The sequence below is a fragment of the Streptococcus sp. 9.1(2021) genome, assembly GCF_030466425.1.
Classification (GTDB): Bacteria; Bacillota; Bacilli; order Lactobacillales; family Streptococcaceae; genus Streptococcus; species Streptococcus wuxiensis.
The window spans coordinates 844,118-860,385 of the sequence record NZ_JAGQFU010000001.1 but is presented as its reverse complement, the minus strand read 5'-3'; the positions used below and the strand labels follow the sequence as shown (position 1 = coordinate 860,385).

At 37.2% G+C, this 16,268-nt stretch carries 12 protein-coding genes; 11 read left to right on the top strand and 1 reads right to left on the bottom strand.

Features of this window, described 5'->3' with window-relative positions; genetic code table 11:
• Genes KBU52_RS04150 through KBU52_RS04130 form a run of 5 tightly spaced genes read left to right on the top strand, consistent with a single transcriptional unit; the run spans position 1 to position 7,420 of the window.
• Positions 1-846: a phosphorylcholine transferase LicD gene (locus KBU52_RS04150; protein WP_254724420.1), complete on the top strand. Its 846-nt coding sequence runs from the start codon at positions 1-3 to the stop codon at positions 844-846.
• Entirely contained in the window at positions 830-1,798 is a 969-nt protein-coding gene (locus KBU52_RS04145) for a glycosyltransferase family 2 protein (protein ID WP_254724419.1), read from the top strand. The genes KBU52_RS04150 and KBU52_RS04145 overlap by 17 nt, the downstream gene beginning before the upstream one ends.
• A 20-nt stretch (positions 1,799-1,818) precedes the next feature.
• Entirely contained in the window at positions 1,819-3,975 is a 2,157-nt protein-coding gene (locus KBU52_RS04140; RefSeq protein ID WP_254724418.1) for a LicD family protein, read from the top strand.
• Between the two features lie 43 nt (positions 3,976-4,018).
• Positions 4,019-4,831 (top strand): phosphorylcholine transferase LicD, encoded by an 813-nt coding sequence (locus tag KBU52_RS04135; RefSeq protein WP_254724417.1) that lies wholly within the window; start codon positions 4,019-4,021, stop codon positions 4,829-4,831.
• 39 nt (positions 4,832-4,870) lie between these two features.
• Positions 4,871-7,420, top strand: a complete 2,550-nt coding sequence (locus KBU52_RS04130) for an MBL fold metallo-hydrolase (RefSeq protein WP_036757210.1) — start codon at positions 4,871-4,873, stop codon at positions 7,418-7,420.
• A gap of 74 nt (positions 7,421-7,494) precedes the next feature.
• Here KBU52_RS04130 and KBU52_RS04125 read toward each other — a convergent pair whose 3' ends face one another.
• On the bottom strand, positions 7,495-8,973 hold the full coding sequence (locus KBU52_RS04125; protein ID WP_036757213.1) for an oligosaccharide flippase family protein: 1,479 nt from the start codon (positions 8,971-8,973) through the stop codon (positions 7,495-7,497).
• Between the two features lie 124 nt (positions 8,974-9,097).
• Here KBU52_RS04125 and mecA point away from each other — a divergent pair, with 124 nt between their 5' ends.
• The 6 genes from mecA to KBU52_RS04095 all read left to right on the top strand — a co-directional run bounded on the left by mecA (position 9,098) and on the right by KBU52_RS04095 (position 16,201).
• Complete coding sequence (gene mecA, locus KBU52_RS04120) at positions 9,098-9,835, top strand: adaptor protein MecA (RefSeq protein ID WP_254724416.1); 738 nt, start codon at positions 9,098-9,100, stop codon at positions 9,833-9,835.
• A 144-nt stretch (positions 9,836-9,979) separates the two neighbouring features.
• Complete coding sequence (locus tag KBU52_RS04115) at positions 9,980-10,543, top strand: TIGR01440 family protein (RefSeq protein ID WP_254724415.1); 564 nt, start codon at positions 9,980-9,982, stop codon at positions 10,541-10,543.
• Positions 10,544-10,710: 167 nt separating this feature from the next.
• Complete coding sequence (locus KBU52_RS04110; protein ID WP_254724414.1) at positions 10,711-11,271, top strand: TlpA disulfide reductase family protein; 561 nt, start codon at positions 10,711-10,713, stop codon at positions 11,269-11,271.
• 9 nt (positions 11,272-11,280) lie between these two features.
• Positions 11,281-12,396, top strand: a complete 1,116-nt coding sequence (gene msrB / locus KBU52_RS04105; RefSeq protein WP_254724413.1) for a peptide-methionine (R)-S-oxide reductase MsrB — start codon at positions 11,281-11,283, stop codon at positions 12,394-12,396.
• Positions 12,397-12,468: 72 nt separating this feature from the next.
• Positions 12,469-14,181, top strand: coding sequence for an aminodeoxychorismate synthase component I (gene pabB, locus KBU52_RS04100; protein ID WP_254724412.1), 1,713 nt, complete (start codon positions 12,469-12,471; stop codon positions 14,179-14,181).
• 106 nt (positions 14,182-14,287) lie between these two features.
• Entirely contained in the window at positions 14,288-16,201 is a 1,914-nt protein-coding gene (locus KBU52_RS04095) for an Ltp family lipoprotein (protein WP_254724411.1), read from the top strand.
• Positions 16,202-16,268 lie beyond the last annotated feature (67 nt).

Below are 16,268 nucleotides of genomic sequence, written 5' to 3'. Positions count from 1 at the left end.
ATGAGTGATTTGAAAGCGATTCAGGCTCGTAGTCTGGAAATGGCTGAATATTTCGTCGCATTTTGTAAAGAACATGATTTGTTGTGCTATCTCTGTGGTGGAGGAGCCATTGGCGCCCTTCGTAATAAGGGCTTTATCCCTTGGGATGATGATTTGGACTTCTTTATGCCACGAAAGGACTATGAAAAACTAGCAGAGTTATGGCCTCAATATGCGGATGAGCGTTACTTCCTATCAAAGAGTTCTAAAGACTATGTAGACCGTAACCTCTTTATCACCATTCGTGATAAGGAGACGACTTGTATCAAGCCTTATCAACAAGATTTAGATCTTCCCCACGGCTTGGCTTTGGATGTTCTTCCCTTGGACTACTACCCTAAAAATCCAGCAGAGCGCAAGAAACAGGTCCGCTGGGCTTTGATTTATTCTCTATTTTGTGCACAAACCATTCCAGAAAAGCATGGAGCTCTCATGAAGTGGGGTAGTACCATTTTACTAGGGTTGACTCCTAAATCGCTTCGCTATCGTATCTGGAAAAAGGCTGAGAAAGAAATGACCAAGTATGGACCAGCTGAAAGTGATGGCATTACAGAATTATGTTCAGGTCCAGGATACATGAAGAAAAAGTATCCAATTCAAGCCTTTGAAGACAACATCTTCCTACCTTTTGAAGGAACAGAAATGCCTATTCCGGTTGGTTATGATGCTTATCTTAGTACAGCTTTTGGTGACTATATGACACCACCGCCTGCAGACAAGCAAGTACCTCACCACGATGCCATAATAGCAGATATGGATAAGAGCTATAGAGAATATAAGGGAGAGTACAATGCAAGAAAAAATTAGTATCATTGTTCCTGTATACAACGTAGAAAATTATCTTGAACGATGTGTTGAGTCGATTTTAAAGCAGACTTATACCAATTTTGAATTGCTACTTATCAATGATGGTTCGACAGACCAGAGTGGTGACTTGTGTGATCAGCTGGTTTCTAAAAATGAAAATATCAAGGTTTTTCATCTTGAGAACGCTGGAGTTTCCAATGCCAGAAATGTAGGTATCCAAAACTCAACTGGAGAATGGATTACTTTTATTGATAGTGATGATTTTATTACGCCAGATTATTTGGAAACTTTGATAAGCGCAGTAAAATCAGATATTTCTGTTGGTTTCTCAGTTGCTCGTTTGCATCATGTAAAAAATGGACAAGTGACAGATTTGCCTGAGTTTTCAGGTCAAGAGTCAATATGGTCTGCTGAGCAAACCATGAAAGAACTATTGATGACTACTCGAACTTCTTTTTTCCCTGTTGCAAAATTATTTAAAAAGGAATTAATTGAAGATTTTAAATTTAGTACAGATTATCATTTAGCAGAAGATGCTCTATTCTTAACAGAAGTTTTACTTGAAACAAAATGTAAGAGTGTATTTATAGACAAACCAATATACTATTACGATCATAGAGAAGGGAGCGCAACTACATCTGTGAATAACCATGTTTTTGACACTATAGAAGTATATAAAATCATTATTCCTAAAGTTTACCAATGTTTCCCTCAATTAAAACCTGAATTAGTAAATAGAGAATCTTGGTCTTATATTACAGTCTACGATAAAATAATCTTCACAGATTCGACTGAATATCAAGATGAGAAAACTCAATTGAGAAAGTGGATAGTTAGTCATACCTCGCAAATATTGAGTGATCCTTATTTTACTAGTTTTCGGAAAATAGCCATTTTGTCACTGGGAATTTCTCCATGGATTTATAGACAAATTGTAGGCTTGAATAAATAATGTCATTAAAGGAGTTGAAGATGAATTTTTCAAAAATGAATGAATGCTTTGAAAAATCAAAACTGTGGATTTCATATCTTTTTGTTTTCATTTCGATTTTAAGTATGAGTTCACTAATTTATAAAATAACAAATCCGATTTATAAGGGACTTTCAGCAGTTGTTGTTCTGTCAATTTGTTTAACTTTATTTTTTAATTGGAAACGAATAGAGATAGATAAGAAGTTTCTTACCCTATTTGGTCTTTTAGTGGGCAGTCACTTTTTATCAGCGCTCATTAATAGATCTGGACACCTGCTCGGAAATATGGTTGAAATTTTCTTTATGCTGGCTTATGTTTTATTATTTACCATGGTAAAACCTGATCAGCTAAGGAAGTTATTAGGTATGATTGCAGGAACCATACAGATTGTCTCATTTGCTTCGGCCATATTTGCTTTTGCTTTATTACTTTCAAGAGTTTTAATTCTATTTCAGATTGGAGAGAACTCTTATTATTACGGAGTAATGAATGGCCGATTATGGGGACTTGTTAACCCTAACGCCAGTGCGATTTTCTCATACATTAGTATCGTTTTTGCTATGTATTTAATACATAAGGGAAGCAAATACTCTGTTTATCTTAAAATTAATAATGTCGTTCAGTTAGTTTATTTTGCAACCATGCAAAGTAGGGGAGCTCTTTTATCAGTGCTTCTAATGCTAGTATTCTATTGTATTTTTGTCACTAGGGGAAGATTTGCCAAAAAATGGCTAACTTTTTTAGTAGCTAGTATCTTACTAACAGGTAGCAATATTGGTATTAGTTATTTAACTTCAGTATATATTTCAGCAGCCAAGGCAACTGTAATTGACTTAAATAAAGGTAAATCTTATTCTGAAACTGATTCGGATGTTGCTAAGAAAAATGGGGAACTTCACTTGATTGAAACAACTCCAAGTGGACGTACCTATATTTGGAAAAATGCAATCAAAATGGGAAGTGCAAAACCTCTATTTGGTTATGGTGTTCGAAACGTATCAGATTATTACACAAAATATTTTAGTAAATTTGAAATTGAAAACTCACTTATTGGAGGTAATTTCCACAATATCTTTGTTACAATTTTTGTGAGTTCCGGATTCTTGGGTCTCATTTCTTTCATACTCATCATTGCTTATGTAGGTTTCCGCTTTGTTTCTTACTTAGTTAAATCAAAGAAAAATAGTGAAAAACTGATTATGATTCTATTCTTTGGAATTTTATTTGGTCAGTTGTTTGAGAGCCAAATTATGTATTCAACCAACTTCATCAACATCATTTTTTGGTTAGTTGTAGGATATGGTCTAATGATTTGTGAGAAAGAAAAAAATATCCGTTACAAAGAAGTAACTGATATTTCTGAAATTCAACAAATGGAGTTAGGAATCATGGAGTATATCCATGAAGTGTGTCATAAAATTGGTGTCAAATACTTCTTGTCCTATGGTAGTTTAATTGGGGCAGTTCGTCATAAAGGTTTTATTCCTTGGGACGATGACATGGATATTTGTATGCTTCGTGATGATTATGAAAAACTGCAAGATTATATGATTGCACATCCAGACGAGCGCTATGAATTAATGTCTTATAAAAATAATGTCAATTATGTCTATCCTTTTATGAAAGTTCAAGACAATCATACCTATTTGGTTGAAGAAGATGTTCGAATTGATTCAGATATGGGGATTTATGTTGATATCTTTCCTGTAGATGGATATGAAGATGATCAGGCATTTAAAGATAAGATGACTAAGATCATTAAAAAGCGTCAATTAAGTTGCTACACTTTTAAAGGAATTACGAATAGTAAAAGTGTAGTAAATTCAATTATCCGCTATATTTCTGTTATTATCTTTTATTTTACTAACACAAATAAGTATGTTGCCCAAATTGATGAGCTTGCTAAATCTAGAAAAGTAGAAGATTATGAATTTGTGGATTATGTTGTCTATAAAGATATGAATAAACCCGTTTGGAAACGTGAATGGTTAGAACAAGTTGAAGCTGGTAGCTTTGAAGGTAAGGAATTTATGATTCCAAAACATTATCATGAAATTCTAACTTCAGATTATGGAGATTACATGCAGTTACCTCCAGTTGAGCAACAAATTTCGCATCATGACTTCAAATTGTGGAAGATTACTGAAAACCAATAGATTATTATTTAAACAAAGAAGTAAAGATTAGGAGTGACAAGTAATGTCAGAAAGAATCTTAAGCCTTGAAGAAATCAAGCAAATTGAGCTTGGAATTCTAGAATACTTACACCAAGTTTGTGAAAAACATGATATCAAATATTTTATCGATTTTGGAACTTTACTAGGGGCAGTTCGTCATAAAGGTTTTATTCCTTGGGATGATGATACAGACATTTCGTTGGCTAGAGATGAATTTGAAAAGTTATATGCTGTTCTAAAAAACGATGAACACCCATACTATAAGCTGATTTCTTTTAGAGAAACCAAGGGATATCCATATAGTTATATGCGTGTTTACGATATTCGAACACGGAGAGATTCAAATCTTTTAGATCCAAGTGTTGTGCTTGGAACTTGCGTAGATGTATTCCCGTACGATGGTCTTGTTACAGATGAACAAGATCGTAAGAAAATGAAACTCTATAAACAACTAATTCGTCTATCGTCGTTAAACTTTAAGGGAATTAAATATGAAAACGGAGGAATTAAAAATCTTCCTCGTTATATTGCATCAGCAATATTCAGATTTACATCTCCTCAATTCTGGAATCAAAAGCTAGAACAACTTGCCTTAAAATACAGTGTTGAAAACTCTACAGACTTAGTTTGTTCAACTTATGATTCATACTATCCAGCTGGTATTAAAACAGAATGGTTATACGATACAATTGATATGCCTTATGAAAATCTAATCCTAAAAGTACCAAGAAGATATCATGAGATTCTTGTCTATGAATTTGGGGAAGATTATATGACTCCACCTCCTGCTGACAAACAGATACCAGGAAATGAGAAGAATTATTGGATTGATTAGCGAAAGAGTAGAGAATTAATAGAGAAAGCTGAATGCCTTATGAAAAGTTTTACAAAATCAATATTACTTAGTGCCGTGCTTCTATCTGCAACAATAATTCATGCACAAACAGTAAATGCAGATACAATCTCAGCAGGTGCAGGGAATCGAATCCATTTTATCAATACCAAAGCTAACTCTGGAAGTGATGCTATTTTACTAGAAAGTAATGGTCACTATGCTTTGATTGATATGGGAGAGGATTATGACTTTCCGGATGGAACGGATACACGTTATCCAAATCGATGGGGAATTTCTACTAACAATTATCAAGTATTAGAAGATCGTTTAATTCGTCATCTTGATCAGTTAGGAGTAAAGAAATTAGACTTTATACTAGGGACTCACGTTCATAGTGATCACATAGGTGGAGCAGATGAAATTCTTAATCGCTATCAAGTCGATAAATTCTATTTGAAAAAATATTCGGATCAACGAATTACAAGCACTTGGGGATTGTGGGATAACCTTTTCAATTACGATAATGCTCTTCGTGCTGCACAGAATAAGGGTGTTACATTAATTCAAGATATCAAAGATCAGGATAGTCATTTCAAATTTGGTGACATGGATATTCAGCTTTATAATTATAAAAATGAATATGATTCTGATGGGAACTTAAAAAGAGTTCTTGATGATAATTCCAATTCAATTGTAGCAGTAGTAACTGTTGCAGGAAAAAGAATTTATCTTGGTGGTGATTTAGATAATGCTGAAGGAGCAGAAGACAAGTTAGGTCCTGTGATTGGCAAAGTAGATATGATGAAATGGAATCATCACTATGATGCTAAGATTTCTAATACAATTGACTTCATTAATCATCTTTCTCCTAGTATGGTCATTCAAACGACTGGAGGTGATATTAACGTTGCTTCAACGAGAGATTATCTCCAAAAGAAAAATATTCAAGTGATTCATGCATCAAGTAAAACTCAGGATGCAACTGTATTTGATATTAGTGATAAAGGCTTTACAAATGTTTCAGGAGATTTTCCGAATATTCCTACTGTTGAAGAGAAATGGTATCAAGAAGATGGTCATTGGAAATATCGCTTGAAAGATGGTCAGATGGCTATTGGTTGGCAAGACATTGCTGGTGCTACATATTTCTTTAACGGAAAAGGTCAAATGCAGAGTGGTCGTTGGCTCCGTATCACCGACGAATGGAACGGAGAACCAAAATTTAATGACTACTACCTAAACAATAATGGCAAAATGCAGACGGGTGGTTGGTTCTATCATGATAATACTTGGTACTATATCCAGTCAAACGGTGCAAGACGTTACAATGAACTAGCTGAAATTGGTGGTCAAAAATATCTCTTTGATAAAGATGGTAAAATGCTGACTGGCTTACAAGTCTTTAATGGCAAGAAGATGCTCTTTGCAAGTAGTGGCGCTCTTCAAACAGAAGGTAGCGCATCTAGTTGGCAAAAGCAAGGTTCAAGCTGGTATTATTATGATGAAGATGGTATTCGAACAGTTGGTAAAAAGAATATCAACGGCACTACCTATTACTTTAATCAAAATGGTATCATGCAAACTGGTTGGGCCTTAATTGAGGGTCATTGGAACTATTTTGCTAGCTCCGGAGCTATGAAAACTGGCTGGGTCAAGGATAAAGATACTTGGTACTACTTAGATAAAGAAGGTGTGATGCTAACAGGCCTTCAAGAGATTAATGGTTCTCGCTATTATCTCAATGCAAGTGGCGCTATGCAGACAGGTTGGAAATGGCTCAATAACCATTATTACTACTTCGTAAGCAGTGGTGCGATGAAAACAGGTTGGCTCAAGGATAAGGACATCTGGTATTATCTAGATAAAGAAGGTGTCATGTTAACAGGCTTCCAAGAAATCGATGGTTCTCGTTATTATCTCAATGCAAGCGGAGCTATGCAGACCGGTTGGAAATGGCTTGATAACCATTATTATTACTTCACAAGCAGTGGAGCCATGAAGACAGGTTGGCTCAAAGATAAGGAACTATGGTACTATCTAGATAAAGAAGGTATCATGCTAACAGGCCTTCAAGAAATTAATGGTTCCCGTTATTATCTCAACGCAAGTGGCGCTATGCAGACAGGTTGGAAATGGCTTGATAACCATTATTATTACTTCACAGGAAGTGGTGCCATGAAAACAGGTTGGTTCAAAGACAAAGGTCTTTGGTACTATCTCGACAAGGAAGGTATCATGCTAACAGGCCTTCAAGAGATAAATGGAGCCAGCTATTATCTCAATGCAAGTGGTGCTATGGAAACTGGTTGGCAACAACTGAATGGTAACTGGTACTATTTCCAAACAAATGGTTCTCTCCTAAGAAATGGAACAAGTCCTGACGGGTACAAGCTCAATGCAGATGGAATTTGGACGACTGTTACAACCGAGGAAACAACTCAGGAACGAACTGTGGCAAATAGTCAGGGGCACATTTTCGAAACAACAGAAGTAGAGAGAACACAACAAACAGAAAGCTCATCTGTTACGTCTGAGGAAAAAAATCAATCTACTGAACCTAAGACACAAACGAGCCAAGAAAATAATTAAGTTTTTAACTGATTTTTAATTAAATTTTTCTACAATAAAAACACCTATAAAGCTTAAGCTTTATAGGTGTTTTGTTAACTTCGTTTGATTTTTGCACGAACTAGATCTATTGCATAGTGAAGGGTTTTATCCTTCATTGCGAAGAGAGCGAAAGCATAATAAATAGCACATCCGGCAATTGTAGCTACTACCATACTGAGCATAGCCATATTCACTGTGTATGAATGAACTTGGAAGAGAATTTTACAGATATAGTAAATTGGAATAAAGCCTAGTGACACAATTGTGTAGCGAGCCAATGTTCCAAAGATTTCTTTCAAATCCAAGAGTTTATGTTTCTGAATAAAGCGGATTTCAAGCAGAACCACAATTGCTTCAGCAATAATCGTTGTCCCGATGTAGTAGGCAGGAGTAAAGATGTTATTGAAAAGGAGTAGAGAGTTTAGGATGACATTGACACCGCCACCGATAAAGTAGAAAGCTGTTAATCGGTTTTCATGATCATTGATAAAGATAATTTGCTTTCCAAGGATTAATTCGATAGCCCAGATAATGGTTCGAAAGGCAAAGACGCTTGTTACAATTCCTGCTTCTATATATTTCTCAGAAGAGTAGATAACTGTCGCATAAGTTCCTAAAACCATGATTCCGATACTAGTCGGAATCATGAGGAAGAAAAAGAGAGATGCACCTTGGTTGACCAGATACTTATAAGAATGAAAATCTTTTTTTCCTAAGTAGTAACCAAGTCGAGGAATGCTGACATTGATAGCTCCACTCAGGACACTAGCAATCAGCATAACAATACTTGAAGCAATAGTGTAGTAGGAGATGTAATTCTCATCAGGTCCTTTGGTAATGAACATACGGTCTAGCAAGGTGTAGAGCATATTGGCATTTGCTAGGAGCAACATGGTCATAAGAGGCTTAGATGCTTTGAGAAGTTCGATGACTTCAATCTTGACAAAGGAAACTTCTCGTTTAATCCATAGGAAGCTGAGTAGATAGTTGATAATGGTTGTTGCACTCATGATTGTAGCATAGGGAACAATGTCATCAGGTGTCTTAACGAAAGCGAAGATAGCGACCAACATTCCAATACGAATCACGAGTGTTTTATAAAGGATAAAAGAATAATTCTCATAGGCTTCATTCATCCATTCGATATTCAGAAATTGGAAGAGAGCTTGGATTCCAAGGATGTAGTAAAGAATTTTTAGATTGACAATACTAGTATCAAAATAAATAAAGAGGAAATAGATAGCTGTTGTTACAACTGAAGTAATGAGCGAAATATAGAACAACTTAGAAAAGACATAATTAATCTTATTTTTATCATCCTTTACTTTACTAATTGCTCGAATCCCATAATTGTAAATCCCAAAGGCAGCTAGTGGAATGACAAAGCTCGCCCAGGTGTTAGCTGTGTTAAAGTAGCCGTAATTTGATTTACTAAGAATCCGCGTTAGATAGGGATTAGTAATCAGAGGGAAAACGATGTTTAAAATATTGACCAGCAAGCTGGCCAAAGCATTAACTTTTATATTTTTCATGAAACTTTCTTTCTTACATTCTAAAATAGATACTAGTATTATATCACATTCCGACGCCATTCTTTTGATAAAATCATTTAAATCTTGTATAATAGATAGAACTGAAAGTATGAGGTTACGAACTATGAAAATGAAACAAATCAGTGATACGACTTTAAAAATCACGATGTCTTTAGAAGATTTGATGGATCGTGGAATGGAAATCGCAGACTTTCTCGTTCCACAGGAAAAAACAGAAGAGTTCTTCTATGCTATTCTGGATGAGTTAGAGATGCCAGACAGTTTCTTGGATACAGGTATGCTTAGCTTCCGAGTGACACCGAAGCCTGATAAGGTCGACGTCTTTGTAACCAAGTCTAAGATTGACCAAAATTTGGATTTTGAGGACTTGGCAGACCTTCCTGATATGGATGAACTAGCAAAAATGTCTCCAGATGAGTTTTTGAAAACATTAGAAAAAACCATGGCAGAGAAAACTAAAGAAGACATTGAAGCTATCCAATCTCTAGAGCAGGTTGAAAAAGAGGAAGAAGCGGTGATTGATGAAATTGCTGAGGTGGCTGAAGGGAAAAGAGAACCTTATATCTACTACATCCTACGCTTTGACGACTTAACTAGTTTGGTTTCTTTTGCGAAAACAGTTGATTACCAAATGGAGACTTCAGAACTTTACAAAATGAACGACCAATACTATCTAACAGTCTTGGTTGATGTGGAGGATCATCCAAGTCTTTATCCAGCGTGGTTATTGGCCCGTATGCGTGAATTCGCAGATGATAGTGATATCAGCCGTTCAGTTCTCCAAGAATACGGTCAAATCATCATCAATCACGATGCCGTCCAAGGACTCCAAAAAGTATAAATAGAATTATAAATGAGACAGAGATGGACATTCTCTGTCTTTTTTGGTTAAAAAATAGATGAGTCAATAGAACGTGTGCTATGTCCCTAGCTTGCTAAAATGATGAAAAAACGATATCATAGAAAGGAGTAAGTGAGGTAAAGTATGGACCAAGGACAATTACAAAAAGAGGTAAAGGAAATCCTAGAAGATGTATTAGCAAAAGCTTTTCTCCATGAGGGGGCTCTCTTTGTTTTGGGCTTATCTTCCAGTGAGGTGATAGGAGGACACATCGGGAAAGCCTCTAGTCAAGAAATTGGGGAATTAATTGTTAAAAGAATCTTAGAAATCTTATCAGCTAGAGGAATCCACCTAGCAGTTCAAGGGTGCGAACATGTCAATCGGGCCTTGGTAGTAGAACGAGAGGTTGCAATCAAATACAATCTTGAGATTGTTAGTGTCCTTCCGACATTGAACGCTGGAGGATCAGGGCAATTGGCGGCTTTTCGCTATATGAAAGATCCAGTTGAAGTCGAATTTATCAAAGCTGATGCAGGACTCGATATTGGAGATACAGCTATAGGGATGCATATCAAGCATGTTCAAGTGCCGATACGTCCAGTTTTGAGATCAATCGGCCAAGCCCACGTAACTGCCCTCGCTAGTCGTCCAAAACTAATCGGAGGGGCGCGTGCACAATATCCTCAAGATTTTATAAGAAAAATATAGATAAAAAGTTGAAAGCTCTCATCTGCTCAGCAGGTGGGAGTTTTCTTGTCATCAAGAAGTGCTATTAATTTCCGAGCAGATTCCGAGTATTTTTAGAAAGGTAGGTATATAATAGAGCTATGAAATCGTTATCTATATTCATATATCTAATAAGAAAGGTTATGGAAATGAAAAAATGGCAAGCAACTGTATTGGTCTGTGCTAGTCTGGTCTGTCTATCGGCTTGTAACAATCAGATGGAGAGCCAAGCTGATAAGCAAAATGGAGACAAAAATACGCAAGTTAGCTCTCAAATTGCAAAAAAAGGAGAAGAAGTTCCAGACTTTGAGCTTACGGGAGTTGATGGTAAAACGTACCGCCTATCAGATTATAAAGGCAAAAAGGTCTATCTAAAATTTTGGGCTTCTTGGTGTTCTGTCTGTCTAGCTAGTTTACCTGATACCGATGAACTGGCAAAAGAAGCTGGCGATGACTTTGTAATCTTGACAGTTGTTTCTCCTGGTCAAAAAGGAGAGCAAGCAGAAGAAGCCTTCCAAAAATGGTATCAGGGTTTAGATTATAAAAATCTCCCTGTACTTCTTGACCCTTCAGGAAAACTCTTAGCGAGTTACGGAGTTCGTTCTTATCCGACTCAGGCCTTTATCGATAAAGAAGGCAAATTGGTGAAGACTCAACCAGGCTTTATGGACAAGAAAACTATTCTAGAGACCTTAAATAGCATGAATTAGAGGTTGATCATGAATGATAAATTTAAAATAGTATTCTTAATTGGAGCTATCATTTTGATCATCATAGGCGTTTTGTTTCTTTTGGAAAAAAGAAGCTCTATCAACACTGATACCTCTCAAATCGAGAAGGCAGCAGTTAGTCAAGGTCAAGGTGTTAAGAAAAAAACTGTGCCAGATAAAGATGCTGACCTACATGAAATCTATCTAGCGGGAGGCTGTTTCTGGGGAGTTGAAGAGTATTTTTCAAGAGTAGCGGGTGTGACAGATGCTGTTTCTGGCTATGCGAATGGCAGAGGAGAAACAACCCAGTATGAATTAATTGGCCAAACGGGGCATGCTGAGACTGTTCATGTGACATACGATGCCAATCAAATCTCTTTAAAAGAAATCTTACTCCATTATTTCCGTATTATCAATCCAACCAGTAAGAATAAGCAGGGAAATGATGTGGGGACTCAGTACAGAACAGGAGTCTACTATACAGATGAGAAAGATTTAGAAGTCATCAATCAAGTTTTTGATCAAGTTGCTAAGAAGTACGACCAGCCTCTAGCGGTTGAAAAAGAAGCCTTAAGAAATTTTATCGTGGCTGAGGACTATCACCAAGATTATCTCCAGAAAAATCCTAATGGCTATTGCCATATCAATGTCAATCAAGCAGCCTATCCTGTTATTGATGCGAGTAAATATCCAAAACCGAGTGACGATGAATTGAAAAAGCTCCTGTCTCCTGAGGAGTATGCTGTGACTCAAAATAGTCAAACAGAACGAGCCTTTTCAAATCGTTACTGGGATAAATTCGAAGCAGGTATTTATGTGGATGTTGCGACTGGCGAACCCCTCTTTTCTTCGAAAGATAAATTTGAATCAGGTTGTGGTTGGCCTAGTTTTACCCAGCCTATCAGTCCAGATGTTGCGACCTATAAGGAAGACAAGTCTTATAATATGGACAGAACGGAAGTCAGAAGCCGAACTGGTGATTCCCACTTAGGACATGTCTTTACAGACGGGCCTCAGGACAAGGGGGGCTTACGCTATTGTATCAATAGTCTGTCCATTCGCTTTATTCCTAAAGATCAAATGGAAGAAAAGGGTTATGGTTATTTGTTGGATTATGTTGAGTAAGTTTTCTCAACCATATTAGTTAAAAAGCCAGATTTCCTGTTTGGGGTCTGGCTTTTATGGTATACTTAGGATATGCATAGAAAAACAGTGATTGATTTTAGGGCTTTGGGCGAGAGATACACCTTTACCCAGCCTATTAAAGAGTTAAAAACCAGAGATTTAGCAGAAGTAGCAGACTTGCTGGCACAAGTGGAAAGCTACCAAGAACAGGGCTATTATGTAGTTGGTTATGTTAGTTATGAAGCAGCACCTGCTTTTGAGGAAAAATTAGCGGTCCACAAAGCTCCCTTACTGGGAGAGTATCTCCTCTATTTCACCGTTCATGAAAGTGTAGAAAAATCGAGTATACCTCTGACTTATGAGGACGTAGATTTGCCGTCAAACTGGCAGGAAATCACTTCTGCAGAGGACTATGAAAAGGCTATTACCCAAATTCACCATCATTTGCGACAGGGCGATACTTATCAGGTCAATTATACGGTCCAACTCAAGCAGAATTTAAGTGCCAATCCTTTTGCTATCTATAATCGTATGGTGGTGGAGCAGGAAGCGGGATATAATGCTTACGTAGAGCATGATGATATGGCAGTGATTTCCATGAGTCCAGAACTCTTTTTTGAGCAAAACGGTCGTGAGTTGACGACTCGTCCTATGAAGGGGACGACTAAACGGGGTCTGAACGACGATGACGACTTGCAAGAGGCGGCTTGGTTGGAACAGGATCCCAAAAATCGTTCAGAAAACATGATGATAGTGGACCTCTTGCGAAATGACATGAATCGTATTTCTGAAGTTGGTAGTGAGCATGTGGAGCGTTTATGCCAAGTGGAGCAGTATTCTACAGTGTGGCAGATGACTTCGACTATCAAGAGTCAGTTACGACCGGATGTTGATCTAGTGGAAATCTTCCGTTCGCTCTTTCCATGTGGCTCCATCACAGGAGCTCCCAAGATAGCGACCATGGAAATTATCAAGGACTTGGAGCCCCAACCCAGAGGAGTTTACTGTGGAACTGTTGGCCTCTTACTTCCCAATGGACGACGAATTTTTAATGTGGCTATTCGAACCATTCAACTGCATGAAGGGCAAGCCATCTATGGTGTCGGAGGTGGCATCACTTGGGATAGTACTTGGAAGTCAGAATACTGTGAAGTCCAGCAAAAAGCAGCGGTTCTTTACCGAAAACAACCTCGTTTTCAGCTGATTACGACAGGGAAAATCAGCCAGAAAAAATTGCTCTTTGAAAATCAACATCTAGAAAGATTGCAAAAGGCTAGTCGTTATTTTGCCTTTCCATTTGACCAAGAAGTTTTAAGACAAAAGTTAGAGAAGGAGTGCCAGGCTTGTGACCTTCATCAAGACTACCGTTTGCGAATCAGTCTCAGCAAATCTGGAGAGATTGAAATTGAACGACAAGTATTGACACCACTTAGCTCTAACTTTTGTCAGGTCAAACTTTGTCAGCAAGAAGCTGATTTGGGGCAGGCCTTTACCTACTTTAAGACGACACACCGACCACATTTGACAGTGGGAGAGCAGGAAATCATCTATCACACTGCTGATGGAAAATTGCTTGAGACCTCTATCGGGAATCTGGTCTTAAAAATGAATAGCAAGCTCTATACCCCTCCTAGTCAGCTAGGTCTTTTACCAGGGATCTATCGCCAGCATTTACTTGAAAGCGGGCAGGTAGAAGAGAAGGTCTTAACCATAGAAGATTTGAAGCAAGCAGAAGTTATTTATGCCTGCAATGCGGTTAGGGAATTGTATGAGTTAAAAATATAATGGCTATTAGATATTATTTGTGAACATTAAATATTGAATTTGAAATAAAGTTAAGCATTTGATATAATGTAAGCGTCATTAAATTTAAAAATAGGGATAGTTTAAGATGAAATCAAAAAAATATATAGTAACAAGCATAGCGACAGCAACACTTGGACTTGCTTTGCTTACAGATACAGCAGGTATGTCCCCTTTTTCAATACAGCAAGTTTCTGCTCAAGAAAAGAGTACGCCTAAGAATGGTAACGTAAAAGAAAGTAATTTACCTAAGCAATCAGAGAAGCCTAAATCTAGTGCTCCAAAACAGTCAGAAAAGCCTAAATCAAGCGCTCCAAAACAAACAGAGAAGCCTAAATCAAGCGCTCCAAAACAAACAGAGAAGCCTAAAACTAGCGCTCCGAAACAATCAGAAAAGCCAAAAGCTAGCGCTCCGAAACAATCAGAGAAGCCAAAAGATAGCACTCCAAAACAATCAGAGAAGCCAAAAACTAGCGCTCCAAAACAAACAGAGAAGCCTAAATCTAGCGCTCCAAAACAATCAGAGAAGCCTAAATCTAGCGCTCCAAAACAACCAGAGAAGCCTAAATCTAGCGCTCCAAAACAACCAGAGAAGCCTAAATCTAGCGCTCCAAAACAACCAGAAAAGCCTAAATCTAGCGCTCCAAAACAATCAGAGAAGCCTAAAGCTAGTGCTCCAAAAAAATCAGAGAAATCCAAAGATACTGCACGAAAGCAATCTGATAAACAAAAGAATACGACACCTAAACAGGATAAGCCAAAGTCTACAGTCCAGTCTGGCTGGGTAGGCTCATCTTATTATGAAAATGGTGCTAAAGTTGCTAATAAGTGGATTTTTGATAAAAAAGCTAATTCTTATTTCTACCTAAATGCTTCGGGAAACGCTGTCCGAAATACTTGGGTAGGGAATTACTATCTTAAATCAGATGGTAAGAGGGCAAAAAGCGATTGGATCTATGATAAAAATTCTGGTTCTCATTACTATTTAACAGCTGAAGGAAGCATTGCCCGTAATAAATGGATAGGAAATTACTATCTTAAATCAGACGGTAAGATGGCCAAGAATGAATGGGTAGATGGTGGCCGTTACTATGTTGAATCAGATGGTAAAATGGCTAAGGATAAATGGGTAGATGGTAGCCGTTACTATGTGGGAAACAATGGTGTCCGGCAACCAAAACCAGCAGTCGGGAATCAAAACAATGCTGCTTTAACTAAAGCGAAAAGCTATAATTCGGCTTTACATATGTCAAAAAAAGCTCTTTATGAACAGTTAACATCACAAGTTACTCATGGTTTTTCAAGCTCAGCAGCACAGTATGCCATTGATCACTTGAACGCAGATTACAAAGCAAATGCTTTAGTTAAAGCAAGAGAATACCGAAAATACAGCAATTTATCAAAAACAGAAATTTATAACAGGCTAACTTCTCCTTGGATTGGAAAATTTACAAAAGAAGAAGCAAACTATGCCATTCAAAAACTAGATTTAACACCAGAAGGAAGCCCTGCCCGCAATAAATGGGTAGGATACTATTATTATAAATCAGATGGTAAGATGGCCAAGAATGAATGGGTAGATGGCGGCCGTTACTATGTTGAATCAGATGGTAAAATGGCTAGGGATAAATGGGTAGATGGTGGCCGTTACTATGTGGGATACAATGGTGTATGGCAACCAAAACCAGCAGTCGGGAATCAGTATAATGCTGCTTTAACTAAAGCGAAAAGCTATAATTCGGCTTTACATATGTCAAAAAAAGCTCTTTATGAACAGTTAACATCACAAGTTACTCATGGTTTTTCAAGCTCAGCAGCACAGTATGCCATTGATCACTTGAACGCAGATTACAAAGCAAATGCTTTAGTTAAAGCAAGAGAATATCGAAAATATAGCAATTTATCAAAAACAGAAATTTATAACAGGCTAACTTCTCCTTGGATTGGAAAATTTACAAAAGAAGAAGCAAACTATGCCATTCAAAAACTAGGGGATAAATAGTTATTGATTATTAGATGTAACTTTTTCATGCAAAGCTTTGCATAGTATAAATCTTTTTGTTATACTA

Excerpts from the sequence above, each read along its gene's own strand:
- KBU52_RS04150 (WP_254724420.1), top strand. The coding sequence starts at position 1 with ATGAGTGATTTGAAAGCGATTCAGGCTCGTAGTCTGGAAATGGCTGAA.
- KBU52_RS04145 (WP_254724419.1), top strand. The coding sequence starts at position 830 with ATGCAAGAAAAAATTAGTATCATTGTTCCTGTATACAACGTAGAAAAT.
- KBU52_RS04140 (WP_254724418.1), top strand. The coding sequence starts at position 1,819 with ATGAATTTTTCAAAAATGAATGAATGCTTTGAAAAATCAAAACTGTGG.
- KBU52_RS04135 (WP_254724417.1), top strand. The coding sequence starts at position 4,019 with ATGTCAGAAAGAATCTTAAGCCTTGAAGAAATCAAGCAAATTGAGCTT.
- KBU52_RS04130 (WP_036757210.1), top strand. The coding sequence starts at position 4,871 with ATGAAAAGTTTTACAAAATCAATATTACTTAGTGCCGTGCTTCTATCT.
- KBU52_RS04125 (WP_036757213.1), bottom strand. The coding sequence starts at position 8,973 with ATGAAAAATATAAAAGTTAATGCTTTGGCCAGCTTGCTGGTCAATATT.
- mecA (WP_254724416.1), top strand. The coding sequence starts at position 9,098 with ATGAAAATGAAACAAATCAGTGATACGACTTTAAAAATCACGATGTCT.
- KBU52_RS04115 (WP_254724415.1), top strand. The coding sequence starts at position 9,980 with ATGGACCAAGGACAATTACAAAAAGAGGTAAAGGAAATCCTAGAAGAT.
- KBU52_RS04110 (WP_254724414.1), top strand. The coding sequence starts at position 10,711 with ATGAAAAAATGGCAAGCAACTGTATTGGTCTGTGCTAGTCTGGTCTGT.
- msrB (WP_254724413.1), top strand. The coding sequence starts at position 11,281 with ATGAATGATAAATTTAAAATAGTATTCTTAATTGGAGCTATCATTTTG.
- pabB (WP_254724412.1), top strand. The coding sequence starts at position 12,469 with ATGCATAGAAAAACAGTGATTGATTTTAGGGCTTTGGGCGAGAGATAC.
- KBU52_RS04095 (WP_254724411.1), top strand. The coding sequence starts at position 14,288 with ATGAAATCAAAAAAATATATAGTAACAAGCATAGCGACAGCAACACTT.